Source organism: Pseudomonas nitroreducens, from assembly GCF_010994165.1.
GTDB classification, from domain to species: Bacteria; Pseudomonadota; Gammaproteobacteria; order Pseudomonadales; family Pseudomonadaceae; genus Pseudomonas; species Pseudomonas nitroreducens.
In genome coordinates this window covers 460,413-486,661 of sequence record NZ_WMBX01000005.1, presented here as the reverse complement: position 1 = coordinate 486,661, position 26,249 = coordinate 460,413, and the positions used below count along the sequence as shown (strand labels likewise).

General features: G+C 65.2%; 24 protein-coding genes and 1 riboswitch. Of the genes, 14 read left to right on the top strand and 10 right to left on the bottom strand.

Annotation, left to right across the window (positions count from 1 at the left end; genetic code table 11):
- Positions 1–179: 179 nt before the first annotated feature.
- The 5 genes from GJV37_RS23780 (at position 180) to GJV37_RS23760 (ending at position 7,096) form a co-directional block, all read left to right on the top strand.
- Positions 180–1,748, top strand: coding sequence for a glucan biosynthesis protein G (locus tag GJV37_RS23780; protein ID WP_038803332.1), 1,569 nt, complete (start codon positions 180–182; stop codon positions 1,746–1,748).
- On the top strand, positions 1,741–4,314 hold the full coding sequence (mdoH, locus tag GJV37_RS23775; RefSeq protein ID WP_038803333.1) for a glucans biosynthesis glucosyltransferase MdoH: 2,574 nt from the start codon (positions 1,741–1,743) through the stop codon (positions 4,312–4,314). Before GJV37_RS23780 ends, mdoH begins: the two co-directional genes overlap by 8 nt.
- 221 nt (positions 4,315–4,535) lie before the next feature.
- On the top strand, positions 4,536–5,333 hold the full coding sequence (locus GJV37_RS23770; RefSeq protein ID WP_024764181.1) for a transporter substrate-binding domain-containing protein: 798 nt from the start codon (positions 4,536–4,538) through the stop codon (positions 5,331–5,333).
- Between the two features lie 73 nt (positions 5,334–5,406).
- Entirely contained in the window at positions 5,407–6,369 is a 963-nt protein-coding gene (locus GJV37_RS23765; protein WP_024764180.1) for an amino acid ABC transporter permease, read from the top strand.
- Positions 6,362–7,096: an amino acid ABC transporter ATP-binding protein gene (locus GJV37_RS23760; protein ID WP_024764179.1), complete on the top strand. Its 735-nt coding sequence runs from the start codon at positions 6,362–6,364 to the stop codon at positions 7,094–7,096. The genes GJV37_RS23765 and GJV37_RS23760 overlap by 8 nt, the downstream gene beginning before the upstream one ends.
- Before the next feature lie 396 nt (positions 7,097–7,492).
- On the opposite strand, the gene rhlE2 is transcribed toward GJV37_RS23760, so the two are convergent.
- The 6 genes from rhlE2 to GJV37_RS23730 form a co-directional block, all read right to left on the bottom strand.
- The gene (rhlE2, locus tag GJV37_RS23755; RefSeq protein WP_170858818.1) at positions 7,493–9,532 is read right to left on the bottom strand and encodes an RNA helicase RhlE2; all 2,040 of its coding nucleotides are present in this window, start codon (positions 9,530–9,532) and stop codon (positions 7,493–7,495) included.
- 154 nt (positions 9,533–9,686) lie between these two features.
- Entirely contained in the window at positions 9,687–10,535 is an 849-nt protein-coding gene (gene metF, locus GJV37_RS23750) for a methylenetetrahydrofolate reductase [NAD(P)H] (RefSeq protein WP_024764178.1), read from the bottom strand.
- Positions 10,536–10,589: 54 nt separating this feature from the next.
- The gene (locus GJV37_RS23745; RefSeq protein WP_024764177.1) at positions 10,590–11,120 is read right to left on the bottom strand and encodes an HD domain-containing protein; all 531 of its coding nucleotides are present in this window, start codon (positions 11,118–11,120) and stop codon (positions 10,590–10,592) included.
- A 55-nt stretch (positions 11,121–11,175) separates the two neighbouring features.
- Positions 11,176–12,582, bottom strand: a complete 1,407-nt coding sequence (gene ahcY / locus GJV37_RS23740) for an adenosylhomocysteinase (RefSeq protein WP_170858819.1) — start codon at positions 12,580–12,582, stop codon at positions 11,176–11,178.
- Between the two features lie 22 nt (positions 12,583–12,604).
- A riboswitch (S-adenosyl-L-homocysteine riboswitch) is annotated at positions 12,605–12,717 on the bottom strand.
- Positions 12,718–13,026: 309 nt separating this feature from the next.
- Entirely contained in the window at positions 13,027–14,250 is a 1,224-nt protein-coding gene (locus tag GJV37_RS23735; protein WP_170858820.1) for a CaiB/BaiF CoA transferase family protein, read from the bottom strand.
- Between the two features lie 126 nt (positions 14,251–14,376).
- Positions 14,377–15,558: an acyl-CoA dehydrogenase gene (locus GJV37_RS23730; RefSeq protein ID WP_038803335.1), complete on the bottom strand. Its 1,182-nt coding sequence runs from the start codon at positions 15,556–15,558 to the stop codon at positions 14,377–14,379.
- Between the two features lie 227 nt (positions 15,559–15,785).
- Here GJV37_RS23730 and gcvA point away from each other — a divergent pair, with 227 nt between their 5' ends.
- The 5 genes from gcvA (at position 15,786) to GJV37_RS23705 (ending at position 20,058) form a co-directional block, all read left to right on the top strand.
- A complete protein-coding gene (gcvA, locus tag GJV37_RS23725) occupies positions 15,786–16,694 on the top strand; it encodes a transcriptional regulator GcvA (protein ID WP_037011404.1) in 909 nt (302 codons plus the stop codon).
- Between the two features lie 105 nt (positions 16,695–16,799).
- Positions 16,800–17,207 carry an acyl-CoA thioesterase gene (locus GJV37_RS23720; protein ID WP_015479269.1) on the top strand — a complete coding sequence of 136 codons (408 nt, stop codon included), beginning with the start codon at positions 16,800–16,802 and terminating at the stop codon, positions 17,205–17,207.
- Between the two features lie 193 nt (positions 17,208–17,400).
- On the top strand, positions 17,401–18,408 hold the full coding sequence (locus tag GJV37_RS23715) for an ABC transporter substrate-binding protein (RefSeq protein ID WP_169887120.1): 1,008 nt from the start codon (positions 17,401–17,403) through the stop codon (positions 18,406–18,408).
- Positions 18,409–18,475: 67 nt separating this feature from the next.
- Positions 18,476–19,282, top strand: a complete 807-nt coding sequence (locus tag GJV37_RS23710; RefSeq protein WP_170858821.1) for an ABC transporter permease — start codon at positions 18,476–18,478, stop codon at positions 19,280–19,282.
- Complete coding sequence (locus GJV37_RS23705; protein WP_170858822.1) at positions 19,282–20,058, top strand: ABC transporter ATP-binding protein; 777 nt, start codon at positions 19,282–19,284, stop codon at positions 20,056–20,058. The genes GJV37_RS23710 and GJV37_RS23705 overlap by 1 nt, the downstream gene beginning before the upstream one ends.
- A gap of 10 nt (positions 20,059–20,068) precedes the next feature.
- Here GJV37_RS23705 and GJV37_RS23700 read toward each other — a convergent pair whose 3' ends face one another.
- Positions 20,069–21,052 (bottom strand): TPM domain-containing protein, encoded by a 984-nt coding sequence (locus GJV37_RS23700; RefSeq protein WP_170858823.1) that lies wholly within the window; start codon positions 21,050–21,052, stop codon positions 20,069–20,071.
- Positions 21,049–21,663, bottom strand: coding sequence for a LemA family protein (locus GJV37_RS23695; protein WP_037011389.1), 615 nt, complete (start codon positions 21,661–21,663; stop codon positions 21,049–21,051). The genes GJV37_RS23700 and GJV37_RS23695 overlap by 4 nt, the downstream gene beginning before the upstream one ends.
- Before the next feature lie 146 nt (positions 21,664–21,809).
- On the opposite strand from GJV37_RS23695, the gene GJV37_RS23690 reads away from it, so the two are divergent.
- The 3 genes from GJV37_RS23690 (at position 21,810) to GJV37_RS23680 (ending at position 23,739) form a co-directional block, all read left to right on the top strand.
- Positions 21,810–22,640 carry an EamA family transporter gene (locus tag GJV37_RS23690; RefSeq protein ID WP_193452983.1) on the top strand — a complete coding sequence of 277 codons (831 nt, stop codon included), beginning with the start codon at positions 21,810–21,812 and terminating at the stop codon, positions 22,638–22,640.
- 100 nt (positions 22,641–22,740) lie between these two features.
- Positions 22,741–23,127, top strand: coding sequence for an MAPEG family protein (locus GJV37_RS23685; protein WP_170858825.1), 387 nt, complete (start codon positions 22,741–22,743; stop codon positions 23,125–23,127).
- A 144-nt stretch (positions 23,128–23,271) separates the two neighbouring features.
- On the top strand, positions 23,272–23,739 hold the full coding sequence (locus GJV37_RS23680) for a c-type cytochrome (RefSeq protein ID WP_065327936.1): 468 nt from the start codon (positions 23,272–23,274) through the stop codon (positions 23,737–23,739).
- A 59-nt stretch (positions 23,740–23,798) separates the two neighbouring features.
- Here the strand turns inward: GJV37_RS23680 and GJV37_RS23675 are convergent, their stop codons facing one another.
- Positions 23,799–24,197, bottom strand: a complete 399-nt coding sequence (locus GJV37_RS23675; RefSeq protein ID WP_024764166.1) for a DUF1090 domain-containing protein — start codon at positions 24,195–24,197, stop codon at positions 23,799–23,801.
- Positions 24,198–24,346: 149 nt separating this feature from the next.
- Between GJV37_RS23675 and GJV37_RS23670 the strand changes: the two genes are divergently transcribed.
- Complete coding sequence (locus tag GJV37_RS23670; RefSeq protein WP_169887124.1) at positions 24,347–25,345, top strand: CE1 family esterase; 999 nt, start codon at positions 24,347–24,349, stop codon at positions 25,343–25,345.
- Here the strand turns inward: GJV37_RS23670 and GJV37_RS23665 are convergent.
- Positions 25,342–26,088, bottom strand: coding sequence for a metallophosphoesterase family protein (locus tag GJV37_RS23665; RefSeq protein WP_170858826.1), 747 nt, complete (start codon positions 26,086–26,088; stop codon positions 25,342–25,344). The genes GJV37_RS23670 and GJV37_RS23665 overlap by 4 nt on opposite strands.
- Between the last annotated feature and the right edge of the window lie 161 nt (positions 26,089–26,249).

The following is a 26,249-nucleotide window of genomic DNA, read 5'->3' as shown; positions in this document are numbered from 1 at the left end:
GCCGTGGGATGATGGTTAGGGCTTATGCATCTAGAACAATGCGCCTCCGGGAGCCGGAAGTACCCGTGGAAAAAAGCGGGGAATCATTCAGGCTCACCGGGGTCGGAATTCAATCGCCGGCAATTTGGCATCGCCTTTGCTGGCTTTAATCGTTTTGTGTTCACGGACGAGGGGGACTCGTGATTTTCCGTTCCGTTCAACAACCGCTTTCGCGCCACATCCTTCGCGGACTGGTCGGCTCCGCCCTGTTGGCGTTGAGCGCTACCCATGCCTGGGCCTTCAATCTCGACGACGTTGGCGAACAGGCCAAGGCGCTGGCTGCTGAGAAGTACAGCGCACCGACGAGCAACCTGCCATCGGAATTCAGCGAAATGAAGTTCGCCGATTACCAGCAGATTCGCTTCCGTAACGAGAAGGCCTACTGGGCCGACGAGAAGACCCCCTTCAAGATCAGCTTCTATCACCAGGGCATGCACTTCGACACCCCGGTGAAGATCAACGAAGTCACGGCGACCGACGTCAAGGAGATCAAGTACGATCCCTCCCGTTTCGACTTCGGTTCGCTGAAGTTCGACGCCAATGCGACCAAGGATCTGGGTTACGCCGGCTTCCGCCTGCTGTACCCGATCAACTCGCCGGACAAGCAGGACGAGATCGCCACCTTCCTGGGGGCGAGCTACTTCCGCATCATCGGCAAGGACCAGTGGTGGGGCCTCTCCGCCCGTGGCCTGGCGCTGGATACCGCGCTGCCATCGGGTGAGGAATTCCCGCGCTTCCGCGAGTTCTGGATCGAGAAGCCCAAGCCCAAGGACAAGCATCTGGTGATCTTCGCGCTGCTGGATTCGCCCCGCGCGACCGGCGCTTACCGCTTCACCATTCGTCCGGGCAACGACACCGTGGTCGATGTGAAGGCCCGCGTGTATTTGCGCGACAAGGTGAGCAAGCTGGGCCTGGCGCCTCTGACCAGCATGTTCCTGTTCGGCTCCAACCAGCCGTCCGCCGAGCACAACTTCCGCCCGGAACTGCATGACTCCACCGGTCTGCAGATCCACGCCGGCAACGACGAGTGGATCTGGCGTCCGCTGAACAACCCCAAACACCTGTCCGTCAGCGCCTACAGCGTCGAGAACCCGAAAGGATTCGGCCTGCTGCAGCGCGGCCGCGAGTTCTCCCGCTACGAAGACCTCGACGACCGCTACGACCTGCGTCCGTCCGCCTGGGTCGAGCCGCAAGGCGACTGGGGCAAGGGCACCATCGAGCTGGTGGAAATCCCGACCCCGGATGAGACCAACGACAACATCGTCGCCTTCTGGAATCCGGAGAAGCGCCCGGAAGCCGGCGAGCCGCTGGACTTCGCCTACCGCATGCGCTGGACCAAGGATGAGGACGCGCTGCACGACGCGAAGAACGCCTGGGTCATGCAGACCCTGCGCTCGGTCGGCGACGTGAAGCAGAAGAACCTGATTCGCCAGCCTGATGGCAGCGTCGCCCTGGTCGTCGACTTCGTCGGCCCGACCCTGAAGGCGCTGGCCGGCGATGCTCCGGTGAGCACCCAGGTGAGCACCGACGACAATGCCGAGGTGAAGGAAAACGCCCTGCGCTACAACGCGGTGACCAAAGGCTGGCGTCTGACCCTGCGGATCAAGGTCAAGGACCCGAAAAAGCCGACGGAAATGCGTGCGGCGCTGGTAAACGGCGGCCAGACCATTTCCGAAACCTGGAGCTACCAGCTGCCTGCCGATGAATAACTCCACCGCTACCACCGCGCCGGTGGCCGACTACCTCGCGCACCTGCCCCTTTCGGCGCAGGAGCGTGAGCAGCTGGCCCAGGCCGGTTCCTTCAGCGAGCTGCATCAGCAGCTCGCTGGCGATATCCAGGGCGAGGACGCTGCGCTGGCTTCGGTCGGCGCGCGTCTGCGCCACGGCTATGGGCAGGACCTGGACGATGCCCAGATGCTGGGCATGGACGACAACGGCCGCACCTACCTCAAGGCCGCGCCGCCGATCCAGCGCACCAAGGTGATTCCCGAACCCTGGCGCACCAACCCGATCATGCGCGGCTGGCGTCGCCTGACCGGGCGCAGCAATCCAGCCAAGCCCGCCCGCGACCTGCCCAAGGCGCGCTGGCAACGAGTCGGTTCGCTGCGCCGGTTCATCCTGGTCCTGCTCATGCTCGGCCAGACCACCGTCGCCACCTACTACATGAAAGGCATCCTGCCCTACCAGGGCTGGGCCTTCGTCGACCTGGAAGAGATCAACCGCCAGACCTGGCTGCAGACCCTGGAGCAGGTGCTGCCCTACGCCATCCAGTTCGGCGTGCTGACCCTCTTCGCCATCCTCTTCTGCTGGGTTTCTGCCGGGTTCTGGACCGCCCTGATGGGCTTCTGGGAACTGCTCACCGGCCGTGACCGCTACCGCATCTCCGGCAGCAGCGCGGGTAGCGAGCCGATTGCCGCCGACGCCCGCACCGCCATCGTCATGCCGATCTGCAACGAGGACGTCCCGCGCGTCTTCGCCGGCTTGCGGGCGACCTACGAATCGGTGGCGGCCAGCGGCGAGCTGGATCGCTTCGACTTCTTCGTGCTCAGCGACACCAATCAGCCCGACATCGCCATGGCGGAAGAAAAGGCCTGGATCGAGCTGTGCAAGGAAGCCCTGGGCTTCGGTCGTATCTTCTACCGTCGCCGCCGGCGCCGGGTGAAGCGCAAGAGCGGCAACATCGACGACTTCTGCCGTCGCTGGGGCGGCCAGTACAAGTACATGGTCGTCATGGACGCCGACAGCGTGATGAGCGGCGACTGCCTGACCAAGCTGGTGCGGCTGATGGAGGCCAACCCCGAGGCCGGCATTATCCAGACCGCGCCCAAGGCGTCGGGCATGGACACCCTCTATGCGCGCATGCAGCAGTTCGCCACCCGCGTGTACGGCCCGCTGTTCACCGCCGGCCTGCACTTCTGGCAGCTGGGCGAATCCCACTACTGGGGCCACAACGCGATCATCCGGGTGAAACCCTTCATCGAGCACTGCGCCCTGGCGCCGCTGCCGGGCAAGGGCTCCTTCGCCGGCGCGATCCTCTCCCACGACTTCGTCGAAGCCGCGCTGATGCGCCGCGCCGGCTGGGGAGTGTGGATCGCCTACGATCTGGAAGGCAGCTACGAGGAGTTGCCGCCCAACCTGCTGGATGAGCTCAAGCGCGACCGCCGCTGGTGCCACGGCAACCTGATGAACTTCCGCCTGTTCCTGGTCAAGGGCATGCACCCGGTGCATCGCGCGGTGTTCCTCACCGGCGTGATGTCCTACCTGTCGGCGCCCCTGTGGTTCTTCTTCCTGGTACTGTCCACCGCGCTGCTGGCGGTGCACCAGTTGATGGAGCCGCAGTACTTCCTCGAGCCGCGCCAGCTGTTCCCGATCTGGCCGCAGTGGCACCCGGAGAAGGCCATCGCCCTGTTCTCCACCACCCTGACCCTGCTGTTCCTGCCCAAGCTGCTCAGCGTCATGCTGATCTGGGCCAAGGGCGCCAAGGGCTACGGCGGCGTAATCAAGGTGACCCTGAGCATGCTGCTGGAAATGCTCTTCTCCGTGCTGCTCGCGCCGGTGCGCATGCTCTTCCACACCCGCTTCGTGCTGGCCGCCTTCCTCGGCTGGGAAGCCCAGTGGAAGTCGCCGCAGCGTGACGACGACGACACCCCGTGGAGCGAGGCGATTCGTCGCCATGGCCTGCAGACCCTGCTGGGCCTGTGCTGGGCGCTGCTGGTGGCGTGGCTGAACCCGCGGTTCCTGTGGTGGCTGTCGCCCATCGTCGGCGCGCTGATGCTGTCGATCCCGGTCTCGGTGATCAGCAGCCGGGTCAAGCTGGGCCTGGCCTCGCGCGATGAGAAGCTGTTCCTCATCCCCGAGGAATACGACACCCCGCGCGAGCTGCGCGCTACCGACGAGTATACCTACCAGAACCGCTGGCAGGCGCTGAAGGACGGCTTCGTCCGCTCTGCCGTGGACCCGGTGCTGAACGCCCTGGCCTGTGCCATGGGTACTGCCCGCCACGGCCAGTCCGCCGCCATCGAATCGACCCGCGCCGCGCTGGTCGAGAAGGCGCTGGAAGCCGGTCCCGAGCAGCTCGACGGCAACCGCCGGCTGGCGCTGCTGAGCGATCCGGTGGCGCTGTCGCGCCTGCACCTGGCGCTCTGGCAGGGGGACAGGGAACAGTGGATCGGTCCCTGGCGGCAATCGCTGAAGGCCGATGCCCATGCTCCCGCCGTCCCCTTGGCCCCGGTTGCGGAACAGGGCGTCTTGGCGCTGCCCGCCGCGCAATCCTGACCGCAGGTCGCCCCGTCTCGTTCGGGACGGGGCGACCTGCCGGTTTCCGCTGTTTTCCCCGCGCACCGCTGCTGGTAACCTTCGCCAGCTATCCAGAAAAGATTGAGATATCCGGCGCATGGGGTACGCTTCGCACCCTTCCGCGCAAGGCTTGCTCTTGCGCGCCCGGTTCGATCGCTGGGAAAAACAACAAGTTCTTTCACTTGCTTGGGAGTATGGGGATGAAAAAGTACCTGGCATCGCTGGTGATGGGCGTCTGCGCCCTGGTCAGCGTGAGCGCGGCTCAGGCCGGCGCCATCGATGAAGCGGCCAAGCGCGGCACCCTGCGCGTGGGCATGGACCCGACCTACATGCCGTTCGAGATGACCAACAAGCGCGGTCAGATCGTCGGCTTCGAAGTAGACCTGCTCAAGGCCATGGCCAAGTCCATGAACGTCAAGCTGGAACTGGTTTCCACCGCCTACGACGGCATCATCCCGGCCCTGCTCACCGACAAGTTCGACATGATCGGCTCGGGCATGACCCTGACCCAGGAACGCAACCTGCGCCTGAACTTCACCGATCCCTTCATCGTGGTCGGCCAGACCCTGCTGATTCGCAAGGAACTGCAAGGCGAGATCAAGTCCTACAAGGACCTGAACGACGCCAAGTACCGCATCACCTCGAAGATCGGCACCACCGGCGAATTTGTCGCCAAGAAGCAGCTCTCCAAGGCCCAGTACCACGGCTTCGACAACGAGCCCGAAGCGGTCATGGATGTGGTCAACGGCAAGGCCGACGCCTTTATCTACGACTCGCCGTACAACGTCGTTGCCGTCGGCAAGTTCGGCGCCGGCAAGCTGGTGCACCTGGATCAGCCGTTCACCTACGAGCCGCTGGCCTTCGGTCTCAAGAAGGGCGACTACGACTCGATCAACTTCATCAACAACTTCCTCAAGCAGATTCGTGAAGACGGCACCTACGATCGCATTCACGACAAGTGGTTCAAGAACACCGACTGGCTCAAGGACATGGAATAATCCACGTCTGACACTGGTCGACCCGACGCGCAGGCCCTGAGCCTGCGCGTTCGCATTTTCACGGTAGAGATTCGTGGCTAGAACGAAACGCGCAACCTGGCCCTGGCACGGGCTGACCGGACTGATCCTGCTGTTGATCGGCCTGGCCATCTGGTACTCCACTTCGCTGATCTCCTACGAGTGGCGCTGGAACCGCGTCCCGCAGTACTTCGCCTACCAGGCCGAAGAACCGCTGCGTGCGGACAGCATCTCGCGGGTGGAGAAGATCGAGCCGCACGGCAGCGATGCCCGCGTCACGCTGGTGGACGAGGATGGCAAGCAGCAGGTGCTGACCGTTGCGTCGGACAGCCTGCAGTTCTCCGAGAACGACGACGTCGCCGAAGGCGATGTGGTCGGCGCAACCCGCCACTGGGCGGCCGGCCCGCTCGCCTGGGGCCTGTGGACTACGCTGTGGATCTCTTTCGTTTCCGGCGCGTTCGGCCTGTTCATCGGCCTGTTCACCGGTCTCTGCCGCCTGTCGAAGAACCCGACCCTGCACGACCTCTCGACCCTCTACGTCGAGCTGGTGCGCGGTACGCCGCTGCTGGTGCAGATCTTCATCTTCTACTTCTTCATCGGCACCGTGCTCAACCTCTCCCGCGAGTTCGCCGGCGTGGCGGCGCTGGCGCTGTTCACCGGCGCCTACGTGGCGGAAATCGTCCGTGCCGGCGTGCAGTCCATCGCCCGCGGTCAGGACGAGGCGGCGCGCTCCCTGGGCCTGAATGCCGCGCAGTCGATGCGCCACGTGATCCTGCCGCAGGCCTTCAAGCGCGTGCTGCCGCCGTTGGCCGGGCAGTTCATCAGCCTGGTGAAAGACACTTCCCTGGTCTCGGTGATCGCCATCACCGAACTGACCAAGAGCGGCCGCGAGGCGATCACCACCTCGTTCTCCACCTTCGAGATCTGGTTCTGCGTCGCCGCCCTCTACCTCGTGATCAACCTGCCGCTGTCGCATCTGGCGGGGCGCCTGGAGCGGAGGCTCGGCCAAAGTGATTGAAGTCCGTAACCTGACCAAGGTCTTCGATACCCGCGGGCAAGTCGTGCGCGCGGTGGATGACGTCACCACCGGTGTGGCCAAGGGTGAGGTCGTGGTGGTGATCGGCCCGTCCGGCTCGGGCAAGTCCACCTTCCTGCGTTGCCTGAATGGCCTGGAGGAGTTCGACTCCGGCTCGGTGAGCATCGACGGCCTCGACCTCGCCAACCCGAAGACCGACGTCAACGCCTACCGTCGCGAAGTCGGCATGGTGTTCCAGCACTTCAACCTGTTCCCGCACATGACCGTGCTGGAAAACCTGTGCCTGGCGCAGAAAGTCGTGCGCAAGCGCGGCAAGGCGGAGCGCGAGGCCAAGGCCAGGGCGCTGCTGGATAAGGTCGGCATCGGCCAGAAGGCCAACGAATACCCGTCGCGCCTCTCCGGCGGCCAGCAGCAGCGCGTGGCCATTGCCCGCGCGCTGTGCATGGACCCGAAGGTGATGCTGTTCGACGAACCCACCTCGGCGCTCGACCCGGAAATGGTCGGCGAGGTGCTGGACGTGATGAAGACCCTGGCCGTGGAAGGCATGACCATGGTCTGCGTGACCCACGAGATGGGCTTCGCCCGCGAAGTGGCGGATCGCGTGCTGTTCTTCGATCACGGCAAGCTGCTGGAGGACGCCGCCCCGGCGGAGTTCTTCGCTCAGCCCAGGGATGCCCGCGCGCAGAGCTTCCTGCGGCAGGTGCTGTGAGGTATTCGCCGCTGTGAAAGAGCCGCCTTCGGGCGGCTTTTTGGTGTTTGTTCGGGGGTGAGGGATGGCTTTGGTAGGAGCAACTGTCTTCTTCAGGTAAGTCCGTGCCGGTGCCTTCCCTCACCCCAGCCCTCTCCCAGAGGGAGAGGGAGCCGCCCGTGCCGGCGGGCACCAAGGTTTCATCCTGCACCGAACGGTCCCCTCTCCCTCTGGGAGAGGGTTAGGGTGAGGGCTGATCCGAGTACAGGACTGTCGGGTAGGAGCAACTCCGTCCGTGATAGCTCACAGCGAGCTCGGAACATCGCGGACAAAGTCCGCTCCTACGATCACAGGGAACACCGGCGACAAATCCCGGACAAAAAGAAACCGCCCCGGAGGGCGGTTTCTTCTGCAGCGTCAGTCGCGGTTGCGGGTCAGCAGGGCGGGACGCTCGGTCTTGCGGCGCGGTTCCAGCTCTTCCAGCTGCTCCGGTGTCGGGAAGCGGTCGGTGCGGACCAGGTCGCGCTTGTTGATCACTACCGGTTGGCGGGTCGGCTTGGCGGCGCCGTACTCGCTCGGCTCGCGCAGCGGGGCGTCGTTCATGCGCGAAGCCGGAGCCTTGCCGCCGCGCTTGCGCTGGCCGGCCTTGCCCTGAGCGTTGCCGCCCTGGCCCTGGGTGCGACCGCCGCCGTTAGGCTTCTTGGCGGCGCGGCCCTGGCCTTGCCCCTGGCCACGGTTCTGACCGCTTCCGCCCTGGCCGGCACCTTGGCCACCCTGGCCGCGCGGGCGCTGCTGGCCCTGCCCCTGGTTCTGGCCTTGCCCCTGGCCGCCACGGCGGCGCTGGCCGCGCTGCTGGTCCTTGTCCGGGAACGGGCTGACGTAGTCGGCACGGTTGCCAAAGTTGTCGAAGTCGTCGTCGAGGAACTCTTCAGGATCGCGGTTACCGTCGACCTTCGGTGCTCGGACCTGCTTGGGCTGCTGCTGGCGGCCCTGACCCTGCTGGTCCTGCTGCCGGGGCTGGCGAGGCTCACGAGCCTGGGTGTGGGCGTTCGGCTGAGCGTCGCTGCCCTGGCCGTCACCCTTCTTCTTGCCACGGCCGCCACGACGACGGCGCTTGCCGGCTGGCTTGTCGCTGTCGGCGAATTCGCCTTCAGCTGCGGGGGCGGCGTTCTGCTGGTCCTCACCCTGGGGCTGCTGAGGCTTGTCCTTGCTGCTGTCCTTGCGTTCGCCACGCTTGGCCTTGTCCTTGCGCGGCTGGCGCTGAGGTACTTCGCGGGCCTCGGGCTGCTGGACCTCGGGCAGCACGGTATCGGGGTCGAAGCCCTGCATGTCGCCATCGGGGATGCGCTGCTTGGTCAGGCGTTCGATGGCCTTGAGCAGTTTCTCTTCGTCCGGCGCCACCAGCGAGATGGCTTCACCGGTGCGACCGGCACGGCCGGTACGGCCGATGCGGTGAACGTAGTCTTCCTCGACGTTGGGCAGCTCGTAGTTGACCACGTGAGGCAGTTGGTCGATGTCCAGGCCGCGGGCGGCGATGTCGGTGGCGACCAGGATGCGCACGTCGTTGGCCTTGAAATCAGCCAGGGCCTTGGTGCGTGCGTTCTGGCTCTTGTTGCCGTGGATCGCGGCGGCCGGCAGGCCATGCTTGCTCAGGTATTCGGCGAGGCGGTTGGCGCCGTGCTTGGTGCGGGTGAACACCAGTACCTGTTCCCAGGCACCCACGGTCACCAGGTGCGCCAGCAGGGCGCGCTTCTGCACCGACGGGATGCGGAACACGCGTTGTTCGATGCGCTCGACGGTGGTGTTCGGCGGGGTGACCTCGATGCGCTCCGGGTTGTGCAGGAGCTTGTTGGTGAGGTCGATGATGTCTTTGGAGAAGGTCGCCGAGAACAGCAGGTTCTGGCGCTTGGCCGGCAGCTTGGCGAGGACCTTTTTCACGTCATGGATGAAGCCCATGTCGAGCATGCGGTCGGCTTCGTCGAGGACGAGGATTTCCACATGGGACAGGTCGACGCTGCCCTGACCGATCAGGTCGAGCAGGCGGCCGGGGCAGGCGACCAGGACGTCGACGCCCTTGGACATCGCCTGCACCTGGGGATTCATGCCGACGCCGCCGAAGATGCAGGCGCTTTTCAGCGGCAGGTCGCGGGCGTAGACCTTGAAGCTGTCGTGCACCTGGGCTGCCAGCTCGCGGGTCGGAGTCAGTACCAGGACGCGGGCCTGGCGTGGGCCATGGCGGTGTTCGCGGTCCGGGTGACCTTCGGGGAACAGGCGTTCGAGCACCGGGAGGGCGAAGCCGCCGGTCTTGCCGGTGCCGGTCTGTGCGGCAACCATGAGGTCGCGGCCTTGCAGTACGGCGGGGATGGCGCGTTCCTGAACGGGAGTGGGGCGCGCGTAGCCGGCGGTTTCAACGGCGCCAGCCAGGGCCTCGGAGAGACCGAGGGAAGTAAAGGACATGCGGGGTTCCTGTAGGCCGGCAACCTGCCGGCTCGAGGGCGCGTGATTTCAAGCTCGGGGCGAGCGCTCAGCCTTGGGCTGGAAGCACTCCGCCCACGATACGCCGGCGTTGCGCTGGCCGGGATCGTGGACGGTAAGCCCGGAGCAATGATCCTCAGCGGGGGAGCTTGAGGTTGTTCCAGAGCGCCAGGCTGGGTTCAGCCTGGTTCAGGGTGTAGAAATGCAGACCCGGTGCGCCGCCTTCCAGGAGACGTTCGCACATGTCGGTGATGACCTGCTCACCAAAGGCCTGGATGCTGGCGATGTCGTCGCCGTAGGCTTCCAGTTGCTTGCGAATCCAGCGGGGGATTTCCGCGCCACAGGCGTCGGAGAAGCGGGCCAGTTTGGTGTAGTTGGTGATCGGCATGATACCCGGTACGACCGGAATGCTGACACCGAGTTTCTCCGCACGCTCGACAAAATGGAAGTAGCTGTCGGCGTTGAAGAAGTATTGTGTGATGGCAGAGTCGGCGCCGGCTTTGACCTTGCGCACGAAATTCGCCAGATCATCCTCGAAATTGCGCGCTTGCGGGTGAACTTCCGGATAGGCGGCAACTTCGATGTGGAAGTGGTCGCCGGTTTCGGCGCGGATGAATTCCACCAGTTCGTTGGCGAAACGCAGTTCGCCGCTGGCCATGCCCATGCCCGAGGGCAGGTCGCCGCGCAGGGCGACGATGCGACGGATGCCGGCGTCCTTGTAATGGGCCAGCAGGGCGGAGAGCTCGGCCTTGGTGTCGCCGACGCACGACAGGTGCGGGGCCGTCGGCACCTGCACGTCGCCGTCCAGCTGCAGCACGGTGGTCAGGGTGCGGTCGCGGGTGGAGCCGCCGGCACCGTAGGTGCAGGAGAAGAAGTCGGGCTTCTTCGCTGCCAGCTGGCGCGCGGTGGCCAGCAGTTTTTCATGGCCGGCTTCGGTCTTGGCGGGGAAGAACTCGAAGCTGAAACGGCGATCTTTCTGACTCATGGTCGTTCCTTCGGCGCCACATCATTGCGCGGCTGCCGGCATGTGCCGTCGACTTCAGAAGTAACGGCGATAATGGTCTATCTTCGTGCGCAGTCGCTCGGCGCTGGGCTCGTGCACATGGCCGAGGACGGCCAGGATACGCTGCGACTCCCCATGGTATTCGGCGATCTTGCTCCGCGCCCAGGTCGAGGGTGGCGGCTGCAGGTTGGTGATCCGGTCACACAGCTTGACGATCGCATATTGCTGCGCGCCGGTTGCCAGCCTTTCGAGGTAGGTATCGAATGACAGCTTTTCGCCATTCACCACCTTGCTCAGGCGTTGGGCGCCCTCGGCGACGAACTCGCCGAAATCCGTCTGCAGTTCCTCGAAGGGCACCGGGGTGTCTTCGAGTACGTCGTGCAGCAGTGCAATCTGGACGGTCTCCGCCAGGCGCTCGATGGGCGCTTCGCGGTCGGCCGCCATCACTTCGTTGGCCACCATCGCCAGGTGGACCGCGTAGGGCAGCGTCGAGGCGGTCAGCGTCTGCCCGGCGTGCGCGCCGGCGGCGAAGATCCAGGCCTGGTTGTAGCTGTCCTGCAGGTCCATGCAAGGTTTCCAATGGCAAAGAGGGCAGACGATTGCTCGTCTGCCCTCTGGTACATCAGTAGCGGTAGGTGTCCGGCTTGAACGGGCCTTCCACGGTCACGCCGATGTACTCGGCCTGTTTCGGGGTCAGCTGGGTGACGACGCCACCGAAGCCTTTCACCATCTCCAGGGCCACTTCTTCGTCCAGCTTCTTCGGCAGTACTTCGACGGTCAGGCGCTGGGCCTTCTTCTCGGCGGAGAGGTCGGCGTACTTCTGCTCGAACAGGAAGATCTGCGCCAGTACCTGGTTGGCGAAGGAGCCGTCCATGATGCGGCTCGGGTGGCCGGTGGCGTTGCCCAGGTTCACCAGACGGCCTTCGGCCAGCAGGATCAGGTAGTCGTCGTTGGCCGGATCGAAGTCGCCGGCGCCGGTGCGGTGGATCTTGTGCACCTGCGGCTTGACCTCTTCCCAGGCCCAGGTCTTGCGCATGAAGGCGGTGTCGATTTCGTTGTCGAAGTGGCCGATGTTGCACACCACGGCGCGCTTCTTCAGCGCTTTCAGCATGCCGGCGTCACAGACGTTGACGTTGCCGGTGGTGGTGACGATCAGGTCGATCTTGCCCAGCAGGGCGGCGTCAACGCTGGCTTCGCTGCCGTCGTTCAGGCCGTTCTTGTACGGGGAGACCAGCTCGAAGCCGTCCATGCAGGCCTGCATGGCGCAGATCGGGTCGATTTCGGAAACCTTCACGATCATGCCTTCCTGACGCAGCGACTGGGCGGAGCCCTTGCCCACGTCGCCGTAGCCGATCACCAGGGCCTGCTTGCCCGACAGCAGGTGGTCGGTGCCGCGCTTGATGGCATCGTTCAGGCTGTGACGGCAGCCGTACTTGTTGTCGTTCTTGCTCTTGGTCACAGCGTCGTTGACGTTGATCGCCGGGACTTTCAGGGTGCCGGCCTTGAGCATGTCGAGCAGGCGGTGCACACCGGTGGTGGTTTCTTCGGTGACACCGTGGATGCGCTCGAGCATCTGCGGGTATTTCTTGTGCAGGATCTCGGTCAGGTCACCGCCGTCGTCCAGCACCATGTTGGCGTCCCACGGCTGGCCATCCTTGAGGATGGTCTGCTCGATGCACCACTCGTATTCCTGCTCGGTCTCGCCTTTCCAGGCGAACACCGGGATGCCGGCGGCGGCGATGGCGGCGGCGGCCTGATCCTGGGTGGAGAAGATGTTGCAGGACGACCAGCGCACTTCGGCGCCCAGCGCAGTCAGGGTCTCGATGAGGACGCCGGTCTGGATGGTCATGTGGATGCAGCCGAGGATTTTCGCGCCCTTGAGCGGCTGGCTGGCGGCGTACTTGCGGCGCAGGCCCATCAGAGCCGGCATTTCGGACTCGGCGATGATCAGCTCGCGGCGGCCCCAGGCGGCCAGGGAAATGTCGGCGACTTTGAAGTCGGTGAAACCGGCAGGCGTGACAGCGCTCATGCGTAACTCTCCATTCGTTGTCTGCGAATGGGCGCCGTTGATGCGTTTGGCGATCGGCGGATACCGACCGTGACGCGCCCCATCCGAGCCTGACAAGCCGAAGCGAATCGACCTGCTGCAGCGCCCCTCGGACAGGTGGCGGGAACGACCGGACAGTGCCGGCCGTTATTGAAGCCTGCGGATTATAGCCATGGCGCATGACAAGCCAAAGGCTTTTGGTCGCGATCACGCAGTGGATCGCGACCGGGTTCCCCGCCGCGCCCGCGCCAGGGGCCGTGAAAACCCTGGCGCGGGCGTCGTTTCGGGGATCGGTGGCGTCCGCTGGAGCGGGCGCCGATGGTCAGTTGTAGGGCGTATAAAGCGGTACGCTTTATCCGCCGCTTCTGGCTTCAGAGCCGACGGACGGCGGATAACGCTCGAGGCGTTATTCGCCCTACGGGGACGTCAGATCACGCCGTCCTCGCGCAGCTTGCCGATGGCTGCCTGGTCCAGGCCGAGCACGCCTTCGAGGATTTCCTGTGTGTGCTGGCCGAGGGTCGGCGGGGCGTTGCGGTATTCGACCGGGGTCTCGGACAGGCGGATCGGGCTGGCGACCTGCGGCACCGTGCCGGCCAGCGGGTGCGGCAGGTCCACGCGCAGCCCACGGGCGATGACCTGCGGATCGGCGAACACCTGGGCCAGATCGTTGATCGGCCCGCACGGCACGCTGGCCTGTTCCAGCACGGCGATCCACTCGGCGGTGGTGCGCATCACGGTGGCCTGGCGGATCAGCGGGATCAGCACCTCGCGGTGCGCCACGCGCGCCTGGTTGGTGGCGAAGCGCTCGTCGGTGGCCCACTCCGGGTGGCCCGCCAGCTCGGCGAACTTGCGGAACTGGCCGTCGTTGCCGACGGTGAGGATCAGGTCGCCGTCGGCGGTGGGGAAGTCCTGGTACGGCACGATGTTCGGGTGCGCGTTGCCCAGGCGCCGCGGCGGGTTGCCGGTGGTCAGGTAGTTCAGGGTCTGGTTGGCCAGGCAGGCGACCTGCACGTCCAGCAGCGCCATGTCGATGTGCTGGCCGATGCCGCTGACATCGCGGTGGGCGAGCGCGGCGAGGATCGCGGTGGACGAGTAGAGGCCAGTGAGGATGTCAGTCAGTGCTACACCCACTTTCACCGGGCCGGCGCCTTCCTCGGCGTCGGAGCGCCCGGTCAGGCTCATCAGGCCGCCCAGGCCCTGGATCATGAAGTCGTAGCCGGCGCGCTTGGCGTAGGGGCCGAACTGGCCGAAGCCGGTGATCGAGCAGTAGATCAGCTTCGGGTTGAGCGCTTTCAGCGACGCGTAGTCCAGGCCATAGGCTTTCAGGCCACCGACCTTGAAGTTCTCCAGCACGATGTCGGCCTTGGCGGCGAGTTCGCGCACCAGGCGCTGGCCTTCGGGCTGGGTGAAGTCGATGGTCAGGGACTTCTTGTTGCGGTTCGCCGACAGGTAATACGCCGCTTCGCTGGTGTCGCGGCCGTCGGCGTCCTTGAGGAACGGCGGGCCCCAGGCGCGAGTGTCGTCGCCGCTGCCGGGACGCTCGATCTTGATCACTTCCGCGCCGAGGTCGGCGAGGATCTGCCCGGCCCAGGGGCCGGCGAGAACGCGGGAGAGGTCGAGGACACGAATGTGCGAAAGGGCGCCGGACATGCAATCACCTGCAGCTTGGATAGGGGCGGGGAGGACGCGGTGCGGGGACTCCACGGTCCTCCCCGGGGCCTCTCGGGCGAGAGGTAAAGCGTGCGCTGGCCCAGGCGGGCCAGCGCGGGGCATTGCTTAGAAGAACGCCTGGATGCCAGTCTGGGCGCGGCCGAGTATCAGCGCGTGGACGTCGTGGGTACCTTCGTAGGTGTTCACCACTTCCAGGTTGACCAGGTGGCGGGCGACGCCGAACTCGTCGGAGATGCCGTTGCCGCCAAGCATGTCGCGGGCCAGGCGGGCGATGTCCAGGGCCTTGCCGCAGCTGTTGCGCTTCATGATCGAGGTGATTTCGACGGCGGCGGTGCCTTCGTCCTTCATCCGGCCCAGGCGCAGGCAGCCTTGCAGGGCGAGGGTGATGTCGGTCTGCATGTCGGCCAGTTTCTTCTGGATCAGCTGGTTGGCGGCCAGCGGGCGGCCAAACTGCTTGCGGTCCAGGGTGTACTGGCGAGCGGTGTGCCAGCAGGCTTCGGCGGCACCCAGGGCGCCCCAGGAGATACCGTAGCGGGCGGAGTTCAGGCAGGTGAACGGACCACGCAGGCCGCGCACGTCCGGGAAGGCGTTTTCTTCCGGGCAGAACACGTTGTTCATCACGATCTCGCCGGTGATCGAGGCGCGCAGGCCGACCTTGCCGTGGATCGCCGGGGCGGACAGGCCTTCCCAGCCTTTTTCCAGGACGAAGCCGCGGATCTGGCCTTCGTCATCCTTGGCCCAGACCACGAAGACGTCGGCGATCGGGCTGTTGGTGATCCACATCTTGGCGCCGGTCAGGCGGTAGCCGCCGTCGACTTTCTTGGCGCGGGTGATCATCGAGCCCGGGTCGGAGCCGTGGTCCGGCTCGGTCAGGCCGAAGCAGCCGATGTATTCGCCGCTGGCCAGTTTCGGCAGGTATTTCTGCTTGGTGGCTTCGTTGCCGAATTCGTTGATCGGCACCATCACCAGGGAGGACTGCACGCTCATCATCGAGCGGTAGCCGGAGTCGATGCGCTCTACTTCGCGTGCGATCAGGCCGTAGCACACGTAGTTCAGGCCGCTGCCGCCGTATTGCTCGGGGATGGTCGCGCCGAGCAGGCCGGTTTCGCCCATCTCGCGGAAGATCGCCGGGTCGGTCTGTTCGTGGCGGAAGGCTTCCAGTACGCGCGGGGCCAGCTTGTCCTGGGCGAACTGCTGGGCGCTGTCGCGCACCATGCGCTCTTCTTCGGTGAGTTGCTGATCCAGCAGCAGCGGATCTTCCCAGTTGAAGCTTGCTTTGGTCGCCATGGAGAACCTCGAACGCAGACAGTGAAAGACCCGCACAAGTCTAGGCGGGCTCGGTGTGGGCCATCCTAGTCAGCCGTCGGGAAGCGGGGCAACCGACTAATTCGCACGCTGTTGTGCTATTTTATCACTCCGTAATTGCTGGGCTGCTGCTGGATTTTGCCTGCTCGCCTCTATTTCAGGCGTTCATGGCGATTCCTGTGCATCACGATATTCCGAAGAGGCATTCGATGCGACGCAAGATCCCGACCACCGCGGCGCTGGTCGCCTTCGAGTCCGCCGCCCGCCATGAGAGCTTTACCAAGGCCGCCGACGAGCTGTCGCTGACCCAGAGCGCCATCTGCCGACAGATCGCCACGCTGGAGGAGTTCCTCGGCGTCGAGCTGTTCCGCCGTTCGCGGCGCGGGGTGAAGCTGACCGAAGCGGGGCTCAACTACAGCCGCCGTGTTGCCCAGCGCCTGGACGCCGTGGAGCGCGACACGCTGGCAGTGATGGGGCAGCAGGGCGGCGGTACGCTGGAGCTGGCGGTGGTGCCGACCTTTGCGACGCAATGGCTGCTGCCACGGCTGAAGGACTTCAAGCGCCTGCACCCGGAAGTCACGGTGAACATGACCAACCGCACCCGGCCCTTCCTCTTCGCCGACACCGAGTTCGACGCGGCGCTGTATTTCGGCGACGGCGTGTGGTCCGGCACGGTGGCCAACTTCCTCATGCACGAGAACCCGGTGCCGGTGTGCAGTCCCGAGCTGCTGGGTGGGTGTCGTGAACTGTCCGCCGCGCAGATCGCCGAATTGCCCTTGATGCAGCAGACCACCCGGCCCTACGCCTGGCGCCAGTGGTTCGGTTCGCTGGGCATGAGCGTGGCGCACGACATGAGCGGCACCCGCTACGAGCTGTTCTCCATGCTCGCCCAGGCGGCGATGCACGGCATGGGCGTGGCGCTGATCCCGCCGATGCTGATCCAGCACGAGCTGGCCGACGGGCGGCTTATCGTGCCGATGCAACATGCCTATTTGAGCGAAAATGCCTATTACCTGATGATTCCCGAACGCAAGGTGGAGTCGGCGACCCTGGGCGCTTTTCGCGATTGGCTGGTCGACGAGGCGGCGCAGTACCGCGCCGAAGCCGGGCTCGGCTGAGCCATGGCAAGGTGCCTGGCACCGGCCGGGTCCAGACTTGCATAGCCGGCGGGGCTTTCCCCGTCATCGCGCTCACGAGGCGCAACCTCCCAAGAAGGAGCTTCCATGAATTTCCACACCCGCAAATGGGTCAAGCCTGAAGACCTCAACCCGAACGGTACCCTGTTCGGCGGCAGCCTTCTGAAATGGATCGACGAAGAAGCGGCGATCTACGCCATCGTCCAGCTGGGCAACCAGCGCGTGGTCACCAAGTTCATCTCGGAGATCAACTTCGTCAGTTCCGCGCGCCAGGGCGACATCATCGAGCTGGGCATCACCGCCACCGAGTTCGGCCGCACCTCGATCACCCTGACCTGCGAAGTGCGCAACAAGATCACCCGCAAGAGCATCCTCACGGTGGACAAGATGGTCTTCGTCAACATCGGCCCCGATGGCCAGCCGGCGCCGCACGGCCGCACCGAGATCAAGTACATCAAGGACCAGTTCAAGGACGATGCCATTCCCCAGCCCTGATGGCTGGCTCGCCAAGGTGATTGCCTGCGTGCCCGGAGCCAAGCCGAACCGCGGCGAAAACCTTTGCATTTGCGTCGATTGAATGTGAGCCTGTGCCCGCCCACGGCGGGCATGGGCCGACGCTGCTCCCCGCCGATCCAGCAGTACTGCATTCAGCAGAATGTTCCTGCAGAACAATGACCGGGGAGAGACCATGCACACCACTTTCGCATCCGCGCTGCGCCAACTGGCCGTGGCCACCTGCGCCAGCCTGCTGCTGGCCGGCGCCGCGCACGCCGCCGCGATCAAGGCCGACACCAAGCCCGAGGCCGGCACCTTCAAGATGGGCATGCAGCCCTGGCTGGGCTATGGCCAGTGGTACGTCGCCGAACAGGCCGGCGCCTTCAAGGCCAACGGCCTGGAGCAGGTCGAGCTGGTCAACTTCACCGAAGACAAGGACATGAACGCCGCCTTGGCCAGCGGCCAGATCGACGGCGGCAACCTCGCCACCCACACCGCCATGGCCATGGTCGCCGCCGGGCTGCCGGTGAAGATCGTCCTGTTGCTGGACCAGAGCACCAGCGCCGACGCGCTGATCGTCGACCCGTCGATCAAGACCCTGACTGACCTCAAGGGCAAGCAGGTCGCCTATGAAGAAGGCACCACCAGCGACATCCTCCTGCACAGCGCCCTGCGCAAGGCCGGCCTGACCCTCGCCGATGTGCAGCCGGTGCCGATGCCCGCCGCCAATGCCGGTAGCGCGCTGATCGCCGGCCAGGTCCCGGCCGCCGTCACCTATGAGCCGTACCTGTCCGCCGCCAAGCAGCAGAACCCCAAGGTCAACCTGCTGTACAAGGGCTCGGATGACCCGGGCATCATCAGCGACGTGTTCGTGGTGCGCGACGAAGTGCTGAAGGAGCGTCCCGGCCAGGTGCTGGCGCTGATCAAGAGTTGGGAAGCGGGCCTCAAGCACTACAACGAGAAGAGCGCCGAAGGCCGCGCCGCCATCGCCAAGGGCGTGGGCGCCGACGAGTCCGAGCTGAGCAGCGCCTTTGACGGCGTGCACTTCTACTCGGTGAAGGAGAACCAGGCCGAGCTGAAGGGCTCCTTCCAGAAAGGCTCGTTCGAGCACATCCAGAAGGCCGCCAGCGAAGCCGGCATCCTGCAGCAGCCGGTCACCCCGGCACAGGCCATCGACGCGCGCTTCGTCGAGGCCCTCTGACTCTCTGAAACACCACGCGCGCCGGCCCCGAGCCGGCGCGCGTCTTTCTCCGTTCGACGAGCCCGACATGAAAGCCCGCAAATCCAACCCGCTGTTCACCATCGGCAAGCCGATCGCGCAGCGCCATTTCCTGCTCATCGGCGGCGCCGTGTTCGTCCTGCTGGCGCTGCTCTGGTGGCTGGCCGGCGCCAGCGGCGCGGTGCCGAAGATATTCCTGCCGGCGCCCGGTGACGTCTGGGCGCGCATGCTCAAGCTGGCCGCCGATGGCACGCTGTGGTCGGACCTGAAGGTCAGCGTGTACCGCATCGCCGTTGCCTTCCTGGTGTCCTCGGTGATGTCCATCGTGATCGGCGTCTTCGCCGGCTGCTACGGCTTCTGGAAAGCCGCCACCGAGCCGCTGGTGGACTTCGTGCGCTACATGCCGGTGGTCGCCTTCGTCCCGCTGACCATCCTCTGGGCCGGCACCAGCGACTTCCAGAAATTCCTCATCATCTGGATCGGTACCTTCTTCCAGCAGGTGCTGATGGTGATGGACGCGATCAAGCGCGTGCCGGCTGACTTCGTCGGCCTCGGTCGCACGCTGGGAATGCCGGATCGCCGCATCCTCCTGAAGATCGTCCTGCCCAGCGCATTGCCGGGTATCTGGGACGCCCTGCGGATCAGCCTCGGCTGGGCCTGGACCTGGCTGGTGCTGGCTGAACTGGTGGCGGCGACTTCGGGCCTGGGCTATCGCATCACCGTGTCCCAGCGCTTCTTCCAGACCGACACCATCATCGGCTACATCCTGCTGCTCGGCTTCCTCGGCCTGATCACCGACCAGGCCATGCGCGCCAGCGAGAAGGTCCTGTTCCGCTACAACCGGAGGCGCAACTGATGGCGACTTTGGAAATCTCCGGCCTGAACAAGAGTTTCGCGGTCGGCCAGTCGCGCCGCGAGGTGCTGCGCAACATCGACCTGACGCTGGCGGACAACGAGTTCGTGTCCATCGTCGGCACCTCCGGCTGTGGCAAGAGCACGCTGCTGTCCATCGCCGCCGGCCTGGAAGAGTTCGACAGCGGCAGTGTGAAGGTCGACGGCGTGCCGATCACAGGGCCGGGCCTGGACCGTGGCGTGGTGTTCCAGTCCTACACCCTGCTGCCCTGGCTCACCGCGCGGCAGAATGTCGAGTTCGCCCTCAAGGCGGCCGGCATGTCCCGCGCGCAATGCCGTGAGATCGCCGACGAGCACCTGGAGCTGGTGAAGCTGACGAAGTTCGCCGAGGCCTACCCGAACGAGTTGTCCGGCGGGATGAAGCAGCGCGTGGCGATCGCGCGCGCGCTGTCCTACCGGCCAAAGATCCTGCTGATGGACGAGCCCTTCGGCGCGCTGGATGCCATGACCCGCCACCAGATGCAGGAACTGCTCACGAGTATCTGGGAAACCCACCGGCTGACGGTGATGTTCGTCACCCACGACGTGGAAGAGGCGGTGTACCTGTCCGACCGCATCGTGGTGATGGGACTCGGGCCGGGGCGGATCAAGGCCACCTTCGACGTGAAGCTGGGGCGTCCGCGCTACGAGGACATGGCTGCCAGTGCCGAGTTCATCGACCTGCAGCGCCAGGTACTGCGCTCGATCCGCGAGGAAGAGCAGGGCGTCGCCGCCCTCTGAGGGCCCAGGATTACCAGCGGCCGGAGGCTCCGCCACCGCCGCTGGAACCACCGCCGCCACGGAAGCCTCCACCGCCGCCGCCACCTCCACGCCCGCCGCGGCCGATCGAGCTGATGATCGTCATGAGCAGTTGCAGCACGCCCATGGTCAGCCACATCGGCGGCAGGAAGAAGATGTACAGCACCAGCGGGATCGAGAAGGCGCCGATCAACTGCTGTTGCAGCGCGGCGGGATTGGCTTCGCTGACCAGCAGCACGCCAGCGGCGATGCCGCCCACCAGCACGCTGCACAGCAGGTAGCGGCCCATGCTGCGCTGGCGCATCCAGGACACCGGCAGCAGCATGCCCAGCAGCGGCACGCCGACCAGCAGGCCGAGTAGCGCTGCCAGGCGGGTGGGCGGGATTTCCTCGGCGGCCGTCGCGTTGCGGTTCGAGTAAGCGTCGCTGTAGTTTTCCGCCGGGCCGGTATGCGGCAATTCGTCTTCGCTGCCGTCCGGCGTGGTTGCGGCGGAGGGCGGCTCGATCAGCGCGATCAGACTGTCGACGCCGGCCTGGATGCCGCCAGCGAAGTCACCTTTCTGAAAGAAGGGGACGATCTGTTCGCGGATGATCCGGCCGGCCTGCACGTCGGTGATGGTGCCTTCCAGCCCGTAGCCGACTTCGATGCGCAGCGTACGGTCATTCTTCGCAACCACCAGCAGCACGCCGTCATCGACACCCTTGCGACCCAGCTTCCATTGCTCGAAAGCACGCACCGTGTAGTCCTCGATGCTGTCCTCGCCAGTGGTGGGAACCAGCAGTACGGCGATTTGCGCGCCCTTGCGTTGCTCCAGGCCGGCGAGTTGGCTTTCCAGCTGCGCGCGCTGCCCGGCATCGAGGGTCTGGGTGAGGTCGGTGACGCGGGCGCTGAGCGGCGGAATGGCGACCGGCGCCGCCTGCAGCACGACCGCCCAGCACAGCAGCAGGGCGGCCAGCAGCCAGCGCGGCAAGGTCATTGTGCGGGCTGCGCCGGCGCGTTGCCGAAGTCCACTTTAGGCGCGGTGGAAATGGCGGCTTCGTTCTCGACGCTGAAGTTGGCCTTGGGCTTGTAGCCGAAGATCTTCGCGGTGATCACCTGCGGGAACTGGCGAATCATCACGTTGTATTCCTGCACGGCCTTCACATAGCGGCCACGGGCGACAGTGATGCGGTTCTCGGTGCCCTCGAGCTGGGTCAGCAGGTCCTTGAACAGGCCGTCAGCCTTGAGCTGCGGGTAGTTTTCCGAGACCACCAGCAAGCGTGACAGCGCCGAGCTGAGCTGCCCCTGGGCCTGCTGGAAGCGCTTGACCGCTTCCGGGTCGTCGAGCTGGTCGGCATTCAGGGTGGTGCTGCCGACCTTGGCGCGGGCCTCCGTCACCTGGGTCAGCACGCTGGCTTCATGGGCGGCGTAGCCCTTCACGGTGCTGACCAGGTTGGGGATCAGGTCGGCGCGGCGCTGGTACTGGTTGAGCACTTCCGACCAGGCGGCCTTCACGCCTTCGTCGCCGGATTGCATGGCGTTGTAGCCGCAGCCGGAGAGCAGGGTGACGAGGATGTAAGCGGTCAGGAACTTGATCAGGCGTGGCATGGCAGAGGCTCGTGCTGGCGAAAAGGCCCAGTCTAGGCCAGTTATGGCTGAGGAGGCAGGTGGAAATGTCCGAAACAGCCCGCGCTTGCCCGGCATGGGGTGGCTCAGGGTAGAATTGATCTGGTCTATACCAGGAGTTCGTTTTCGTGCTTGCCACTACCCTGGTGCTGCTGGCCGCCCTGCTGCACGCTACCTGGAACACCCTCGTCAAGTTCAGCAACGACCGCCTGCTGGTGGTTGCCTGCATGGACATGGTCGGCCTCGCCGCCGCGCTGCTCCTGCTGCCCTGGCTCGAGATTCCTCCTGCCGAAGTCTGGCCCTGGCTGCTGGCCGCCGTGTCGTTGCAACTGGTCTATCGCGTGCTGCTGATCCAGGCCTACAAGGTCGGCGACCTGGGTTTGGTCTACCCGCTGATGCGCGGGCTGTCGCCGCTGGTGGTGCTGGCGCTGACCCTCTACTTCGGCGGCGAGCACCTGACCGGCAAGCAGATCCTCGGCATCCTGCTGATCCCGGTCGGCATGCTGTTCCTGCTCAAGGGCGGCGGCGGCTCGAAGCTGCCGTGGATCGCCTATCCCACCGTGCTGCTGATGGGCCTGTGCATCGGCAGTTACACCTGGACCGACGGCAACGCGCTCAAGCTCTGGCCCAAGCCGCTGGACTACCTGGTTTGGCTGTCGCTGCTGTCGGGCCTCCCATTTCCGCTGGTGGCGCTGTGCGGGCGCACCCGAGCCTTCGCCAAGTTCTGGATCAACGACTGGAAGCTCGGCCTGAGCGTCGGTTTCTGCGTGCTGCTCAGCTACGGGCTGGTGCTCTGGGCCATGCAGCTGGGCTCCATCGCCGAGGCCGCCGCGCTGCGCGAGACCAGTGTGCTGCTGGTGGTGCTGTTCGGCATGCGCTTCCTCAAGGAACCCTTCGGCCTGCCGCGTCTGGCGGCGTGCAGCCTGGTGCTGGCGGGCATGCTGGTGATGAAACTCTGAGGATTGGCTCGTGCTACGGACAAGGTCGCCAAGCCGGTCAAGGACGCGGCGTGCGGCGATGACCTAAGCTGCGCGCTTTCCCCTCGACGAGAGTCCCGCCATGCCCATTGCCTTCTGGTGCGTCCTGATCGCGATCTTCCTGCCTTACGTCGGCACCAGCATCGCCAAGTTCACTGGCGGCGGCTTCGGCCCCCGGCAGAACCACGACCCGCGCACCTTCCTCGCCAGCCTGGAGGGCTATCGCAAGCGCGCCAACGCCTTCCAGATGAACAGCTTCGAGGTGACCCCGGCCTTCGCCGCGGCAGTAATCATCGCTTACGTGGTGAACAATGCCGAACCCGCCACCATCGACCGCCTGGCCATCGCCTGGGTCACCAGCCGCCTGCTCTACCTGATCTTCTACATCGCCGACCTGGCGATGCTGCGCTCGCTGGCATGGTTCCTCGGCATGGCGTTGATCATCGCGAACTTCGTCGTTTCCGCCTGACCCGAGGCTGCCTGAACGGCAGCTGAACGAATGGCACGGCGCTGCGGCGGATGGCCGCAGCGACCGGCACGCGGTCTGGATCATTCGGGGAACGGGGCGGATAATCCAGCGCTTCCGTGTCTGGCCGTCCTACAAGAGTCCCCCATGAAGTTGAAGACCCTGCTCGTTCTGCTGCTGGCCGGTACCGCGCTTGCCGGCTGCCATCGCCTGGACCCCAACTCGCCGGAGTACAAGCGCCAGGCGGTGTTCAAGGAGATGCTCAAGACCAGCGAGGACATGGGCGGCATGTTGCGCGGGCGAATTCCCTTCGACGCGGACAAGTTCCGGAGCAATTCGACCAAGCTGGGCGAACTGGCCGACAAGCCCTGGCAGTACTTCCCCACGACCCAGCCGCCAGCTGACAAGGTGGAAAGCGACGACACCCGCGCCAAGGCGGAAATCTGGCAGCGCCAACTGGAGTTCCAGGCCGACGCCAAGACCTTCGAACAGGCCGTCCGCGCCCTGGGCGAAAACACCCGCAATGCCGCGCCGACGCCTGAAGGCGTGCGCAAGGACTTCGCCGCGGTGGAAGACGCCTGCGAGGCCTGCCACAAGAAATTCCGCGCGCTCTGACGGGCGCTTCCTTGTAGGGGCGAGCTGACTCGCGAACGAGCCAGTTCGATCCTACAGGTTCACTCCTCCAGTTCGCGCTTGGCCTGCTCCAGTTCGGCGCGGGCTTCGGCCAGCTTGTCCTTGCGCTTCTCGATCTTCTCGGCGTCACCCTTGTTCATCGCCTTGCGCAGGTCCTTCTCGCGCTGGGCGACTTCCTTCTCCGCGTCCAGCACATTCTGCTTGCGCTCCTGTGTGAGGCTGGCGTCGGTGCAATAGGTCTTCACCTTCTCCAGGGCGGTCTGCAGGCCGGCGATGCGGTTGCCGTTGCCTTGGGCCTTGGCCTGTTCGAGCTGGGTTTCGAGAGCGGCGCGCTTGGCGGCGCAGCCGGTCAGCGGTTGCCCGGACGTCTCGGCGGCGAGTAGCGGGCTGGCGCAGCCGAGGGCGAGAACGGCGGCCATCAGGGCAGAGCTTCGGAACATTTTCGGAGTCCTTGGTTACCAAACACTATGACGTTGGAGTCAACGGCTAGAGTTTGCCATGGACGGGAGCGCCAGGGGCTGCCCCAGGGCAATGCCTCCGAATCTGGCCCGGACTCGCAAGGCCCGCCGGGCGGGCAAGGAGAAGCGGTATGCGGGTGGCGATGCGGATCGTGCAGGGGCTCATCGCGCTGCTGGTACTGGCGCTGCTGGTGGGCGGTTGGTGGTACGTGCCCGGCGAGCTGATGCAGCGACCAACGCTGACCGGCAGCAGTGAGGATGCCTCGCTGCGCCAGGGGCAGCGACGCCGCAGCTACGTGCTCTACGTGCCGCAGAAGTTGGCCGAGCGCCCGGCGCTGCTGGTGGTGCTGCACAGCTCGCAGAGCAACGGCGAGCGCATGCGCCGCGACAGCGGCTACCGTTTCGACGCGTTGGCAGATCGCGACGGTTTTCTGGTGCTCTACCCCGATGGTTTCGAAGGCCATTGGAACGACTGCCGGCGGGTCGCCTCCTACAGCGCCCGGCAACTGAACATCGATGATGTCGGCTTTCTCTCGGACATGATCGCGCGCCTGCAGCGCGAGCGCGGCGTCGATCCCGCGAGGGTGTTCGTCACGGGCTATTCCAATGGCGGGCAGATGGCCTTGCGGATGGCGGCGGAAGCGCCGGACAAGGTCGCTGGCGTCGCCGCCGTGGCTGCCAGCCTGCCGAGCGCCGACAACGACGCCTGCCGTCCCGCCGAGCAGCCCAGGGCGGCGTTGTTGATGAATGGCACGCGGGACCCCATCAATCCCTACGCGGGCGGCCGGGTCACGCTGTTTGGCTTCGGTGATCGCGGCAACGTGCTCTCTGCCGAGGACTCTGCTCTTGCACTGGCGCGGCGCAACGGCCAGGGAGGCGAGCCGCAGGTGGATAAGCTGACCCTGCCGGGGCCGGTGTGGACGCAGCGCCAGCGCTGGGCTGCCGGCGACGGGCCGCCCGTGGAGCTGGTGACGGTGTTTGGTGGAGGGCACCTGATTTCGCAGCCGCTTTACCGGCCGCCGCGCATGCTTGGCCAGGTCGACCCGCAACTGGATGGGCCGGCTGAAATCTGGCGGTTCTTCAGCGAGCTATCACCTGGCGAGCAGCCACATAGCGGGCAGCCGTTCTAGAGTTCGATCACCCGACAGGGATCGAAACCGCTGTCCTCGCCGGGGTAGGCGCCGGGGTTGGTGACGATGCGACCCCGGCCGACGTGGTAGTCCAGGCATTCGTGAACGTGACCGTGGATCCACAGGTCACAGCGCTCGACCAGTGATTCCAGGTTGGAAGCGAAGGCCGGCGACAGCGCATCGCCCACGTAATGCGGAGGAATCGAGCGCGCGCTGGGTGCGTGGTGGGTGATCACCACCGTGGGCCCGGCAAAGGGCTGTGCCAGTTCCGCCTCCAGCCACCGACAGGTCGACGCGCAGATATCGGCGCTCATGCCTGGGGTGAAGGGTTGGGCGAAGTAGTCGATCGTACGGAAGTCCGGCATGAGTAACTGGGCCTGCTCGTAGGCCAGTTCCGACGCATGCGCGCCATAGAGCTGAAAGTCGGTCCACAGCGTGGCGCCAAGGAAGCGTACGCCGCCCAGGACCACGGCGTCCTTTTCCAGAAAGTGAATATTCAATGCCTGCGCCAGATTGCGCATGGCCTGGGTCAGTTCGGGCAAGTCTGAGTGATAGAACTCGTGATTGCCGGCGACGTAGATGATCTCGCTATCAGGAAATTCCTCGCGCGCCCAGTGCAGCCCCTGCAAGTGTTCGTGGATATCTCCGGCAAGTACGACGATGTCCGACACAGTCTGCGGCAATTGGCGATAACCGTTGGGAAAGTGCTCGTGATGGAGGTCGGAAAGAACGCGAAGGCGCATGGTTGTTTTTATATTTGCCGTAGGAAAGTGCCGAGCATAACGAAGGATGATGCGTTTGACATGGATCATGGCATCACCGGTACGACCCTAAAGGCCCTTCGAAATTAAGGGATAATTCAGAGGAACCCTTCAGCTTCCATGTGGGTGCACTAAGTCAGTGC

Bases quoted from the DNA above. Each gene is read 5' to 3' on its own strand.
- mdoH (WP_038803333.1), top strand. From the start codon at position 1,741: ATGAATAACTCCACCGCTACCACCGCGCCGGTGGCCGACTACCTCGCG.
- GJV37_RS23770 (WP_024764181.1), top strand. From the start codon at position 4,536: ATGAAAAAGTACCTGGCATCGCTGGTGATGGGCGTCTGCGCCCTGGTC.
- rhlE2 (WP_170858818.1), bottom strand. From the start codon at position 9,532: ATGTCCTTTACTTCCCTCGGTCTCTCCGAGGCCCTGGCTGGCGCCGTT.
- metF (WP_024764178.1), bottom strand. From the start codon at position 10,535: ATGAGTCAGAAAGATCGCCGTTTCAGCTTCGAGTTCTTCCCCGCCAAG.
- GJV37_RS23745 (WP_024764177.1), bottom strand. From the start codon at position 11,120: ATGGACCTGCAGGACAGCTACAACCAGGCCTGGATCTTCGCCGCCGGC.
- ahcY (WP_170858819.1), bottom strand. From the start codon at position 12,582: ATGAGCGCTGTCACGCCTGCCGGTTTCACCGACTTCAAAGTCGCCGAC.
- GJV37_RS23735 (WP_170858820.1), bottom strand. From the start codon at position 14,250: ATGTCCGGCGCCCTTTCGCACATTCGTGTCCTCGACCTCTCCCGCGTT.
- GJV37_RS23730 (WP_038803335.1), bottom strand. From the start codon at position 15,558: ATGGCGACCAAAGCAAGCTTCAACTGGGAAGATCCGCTGCTGCTGGAT.
- gcvA (WP_037011404.1), top strand. From the start codon at position 15,786: ATGCGACGCAAGATCCCGACCACCGCGGCGCTGGTCGCCTTCGAGTCC.
- GJV37_RS23720 (WP_015479269.1), top strand. From the start codon at position 16,800: ATGAATTTCCACACCCGCAAATGGGTCAAGCCTGAAGACCTCAACCCG.
- GJV37_RS23715 (WP_169887120.1), top strand. From the start codon at position 17,401: ATGCACACCACTTTCGCATCCGCGCTGCGCCAACTGGCCGTGGCCACC.
- GJV37_RS23710 (WP_170858821.1), top strand. From the start codon at position 18,476: ATGAAAGCCCGCAAATCCAACCCGCTGTTCACCATCGGCAAGCCGATC.
- GJV37_RS23705 (WP_170858822.1), top strand. From the start codon at position 19,282: ATGGCGACTTTGGAAATCTCCGGCCTGAACAAGAGTTTCGCGGTCGGC.
- GJV37_RS23700 (WP_170858823.1), bottom strand. From the start codon at position 21,052: ATGACCTTGCCGCGCTGGCTGCTGGCCGCCCTGCTGCTGTGCTGGGCG.
- GJV37_RS23695 (WP_037011389.1), bottom strand. From the start codon at position 21,663: ATGCCACGCCTGATCAAGTTCCTGACCGCTTACATCCTCGTCACCCTG.
- GJV37_RS23685 (WP_170858825.1), top strand. From the start codon at position 22,741: ATGCCCATTGCCTTCTGGTGCGTCCTGATCGCGATCTTCCTGCCTTAC.
- GJV37_RS23680 (WP_065327936.1), top strand. From the start codon at position 23,272: ATGAAGTTGAAGACCCTGCTCGTTCTGCTGCTGGCCGGTACCGCGCTT.
- GJV37_RS23675 (WP_024764166.1), bottom strand. From the start codon at position 24,197: ATGTTCCGAAGCTCTGCCCTGATGGCCGCCGTTCTCGCCCTCGGCTGC.
- GJV37_RS23670 (WP_169887124.1), top strand. From the start codon at position 24,347: ATGCGGGTGGCGATGCGGATCGTGCAGGGGCTCATCGCGCTGCTGGTA.
- GJV37_RS23665 (WP_170858826.1), bottom strand. From the start codon at position 26,088: ATGCGCCTTCGCGTTCTTTCCGACCTCCATCACGAGCACTTTCCCAAC.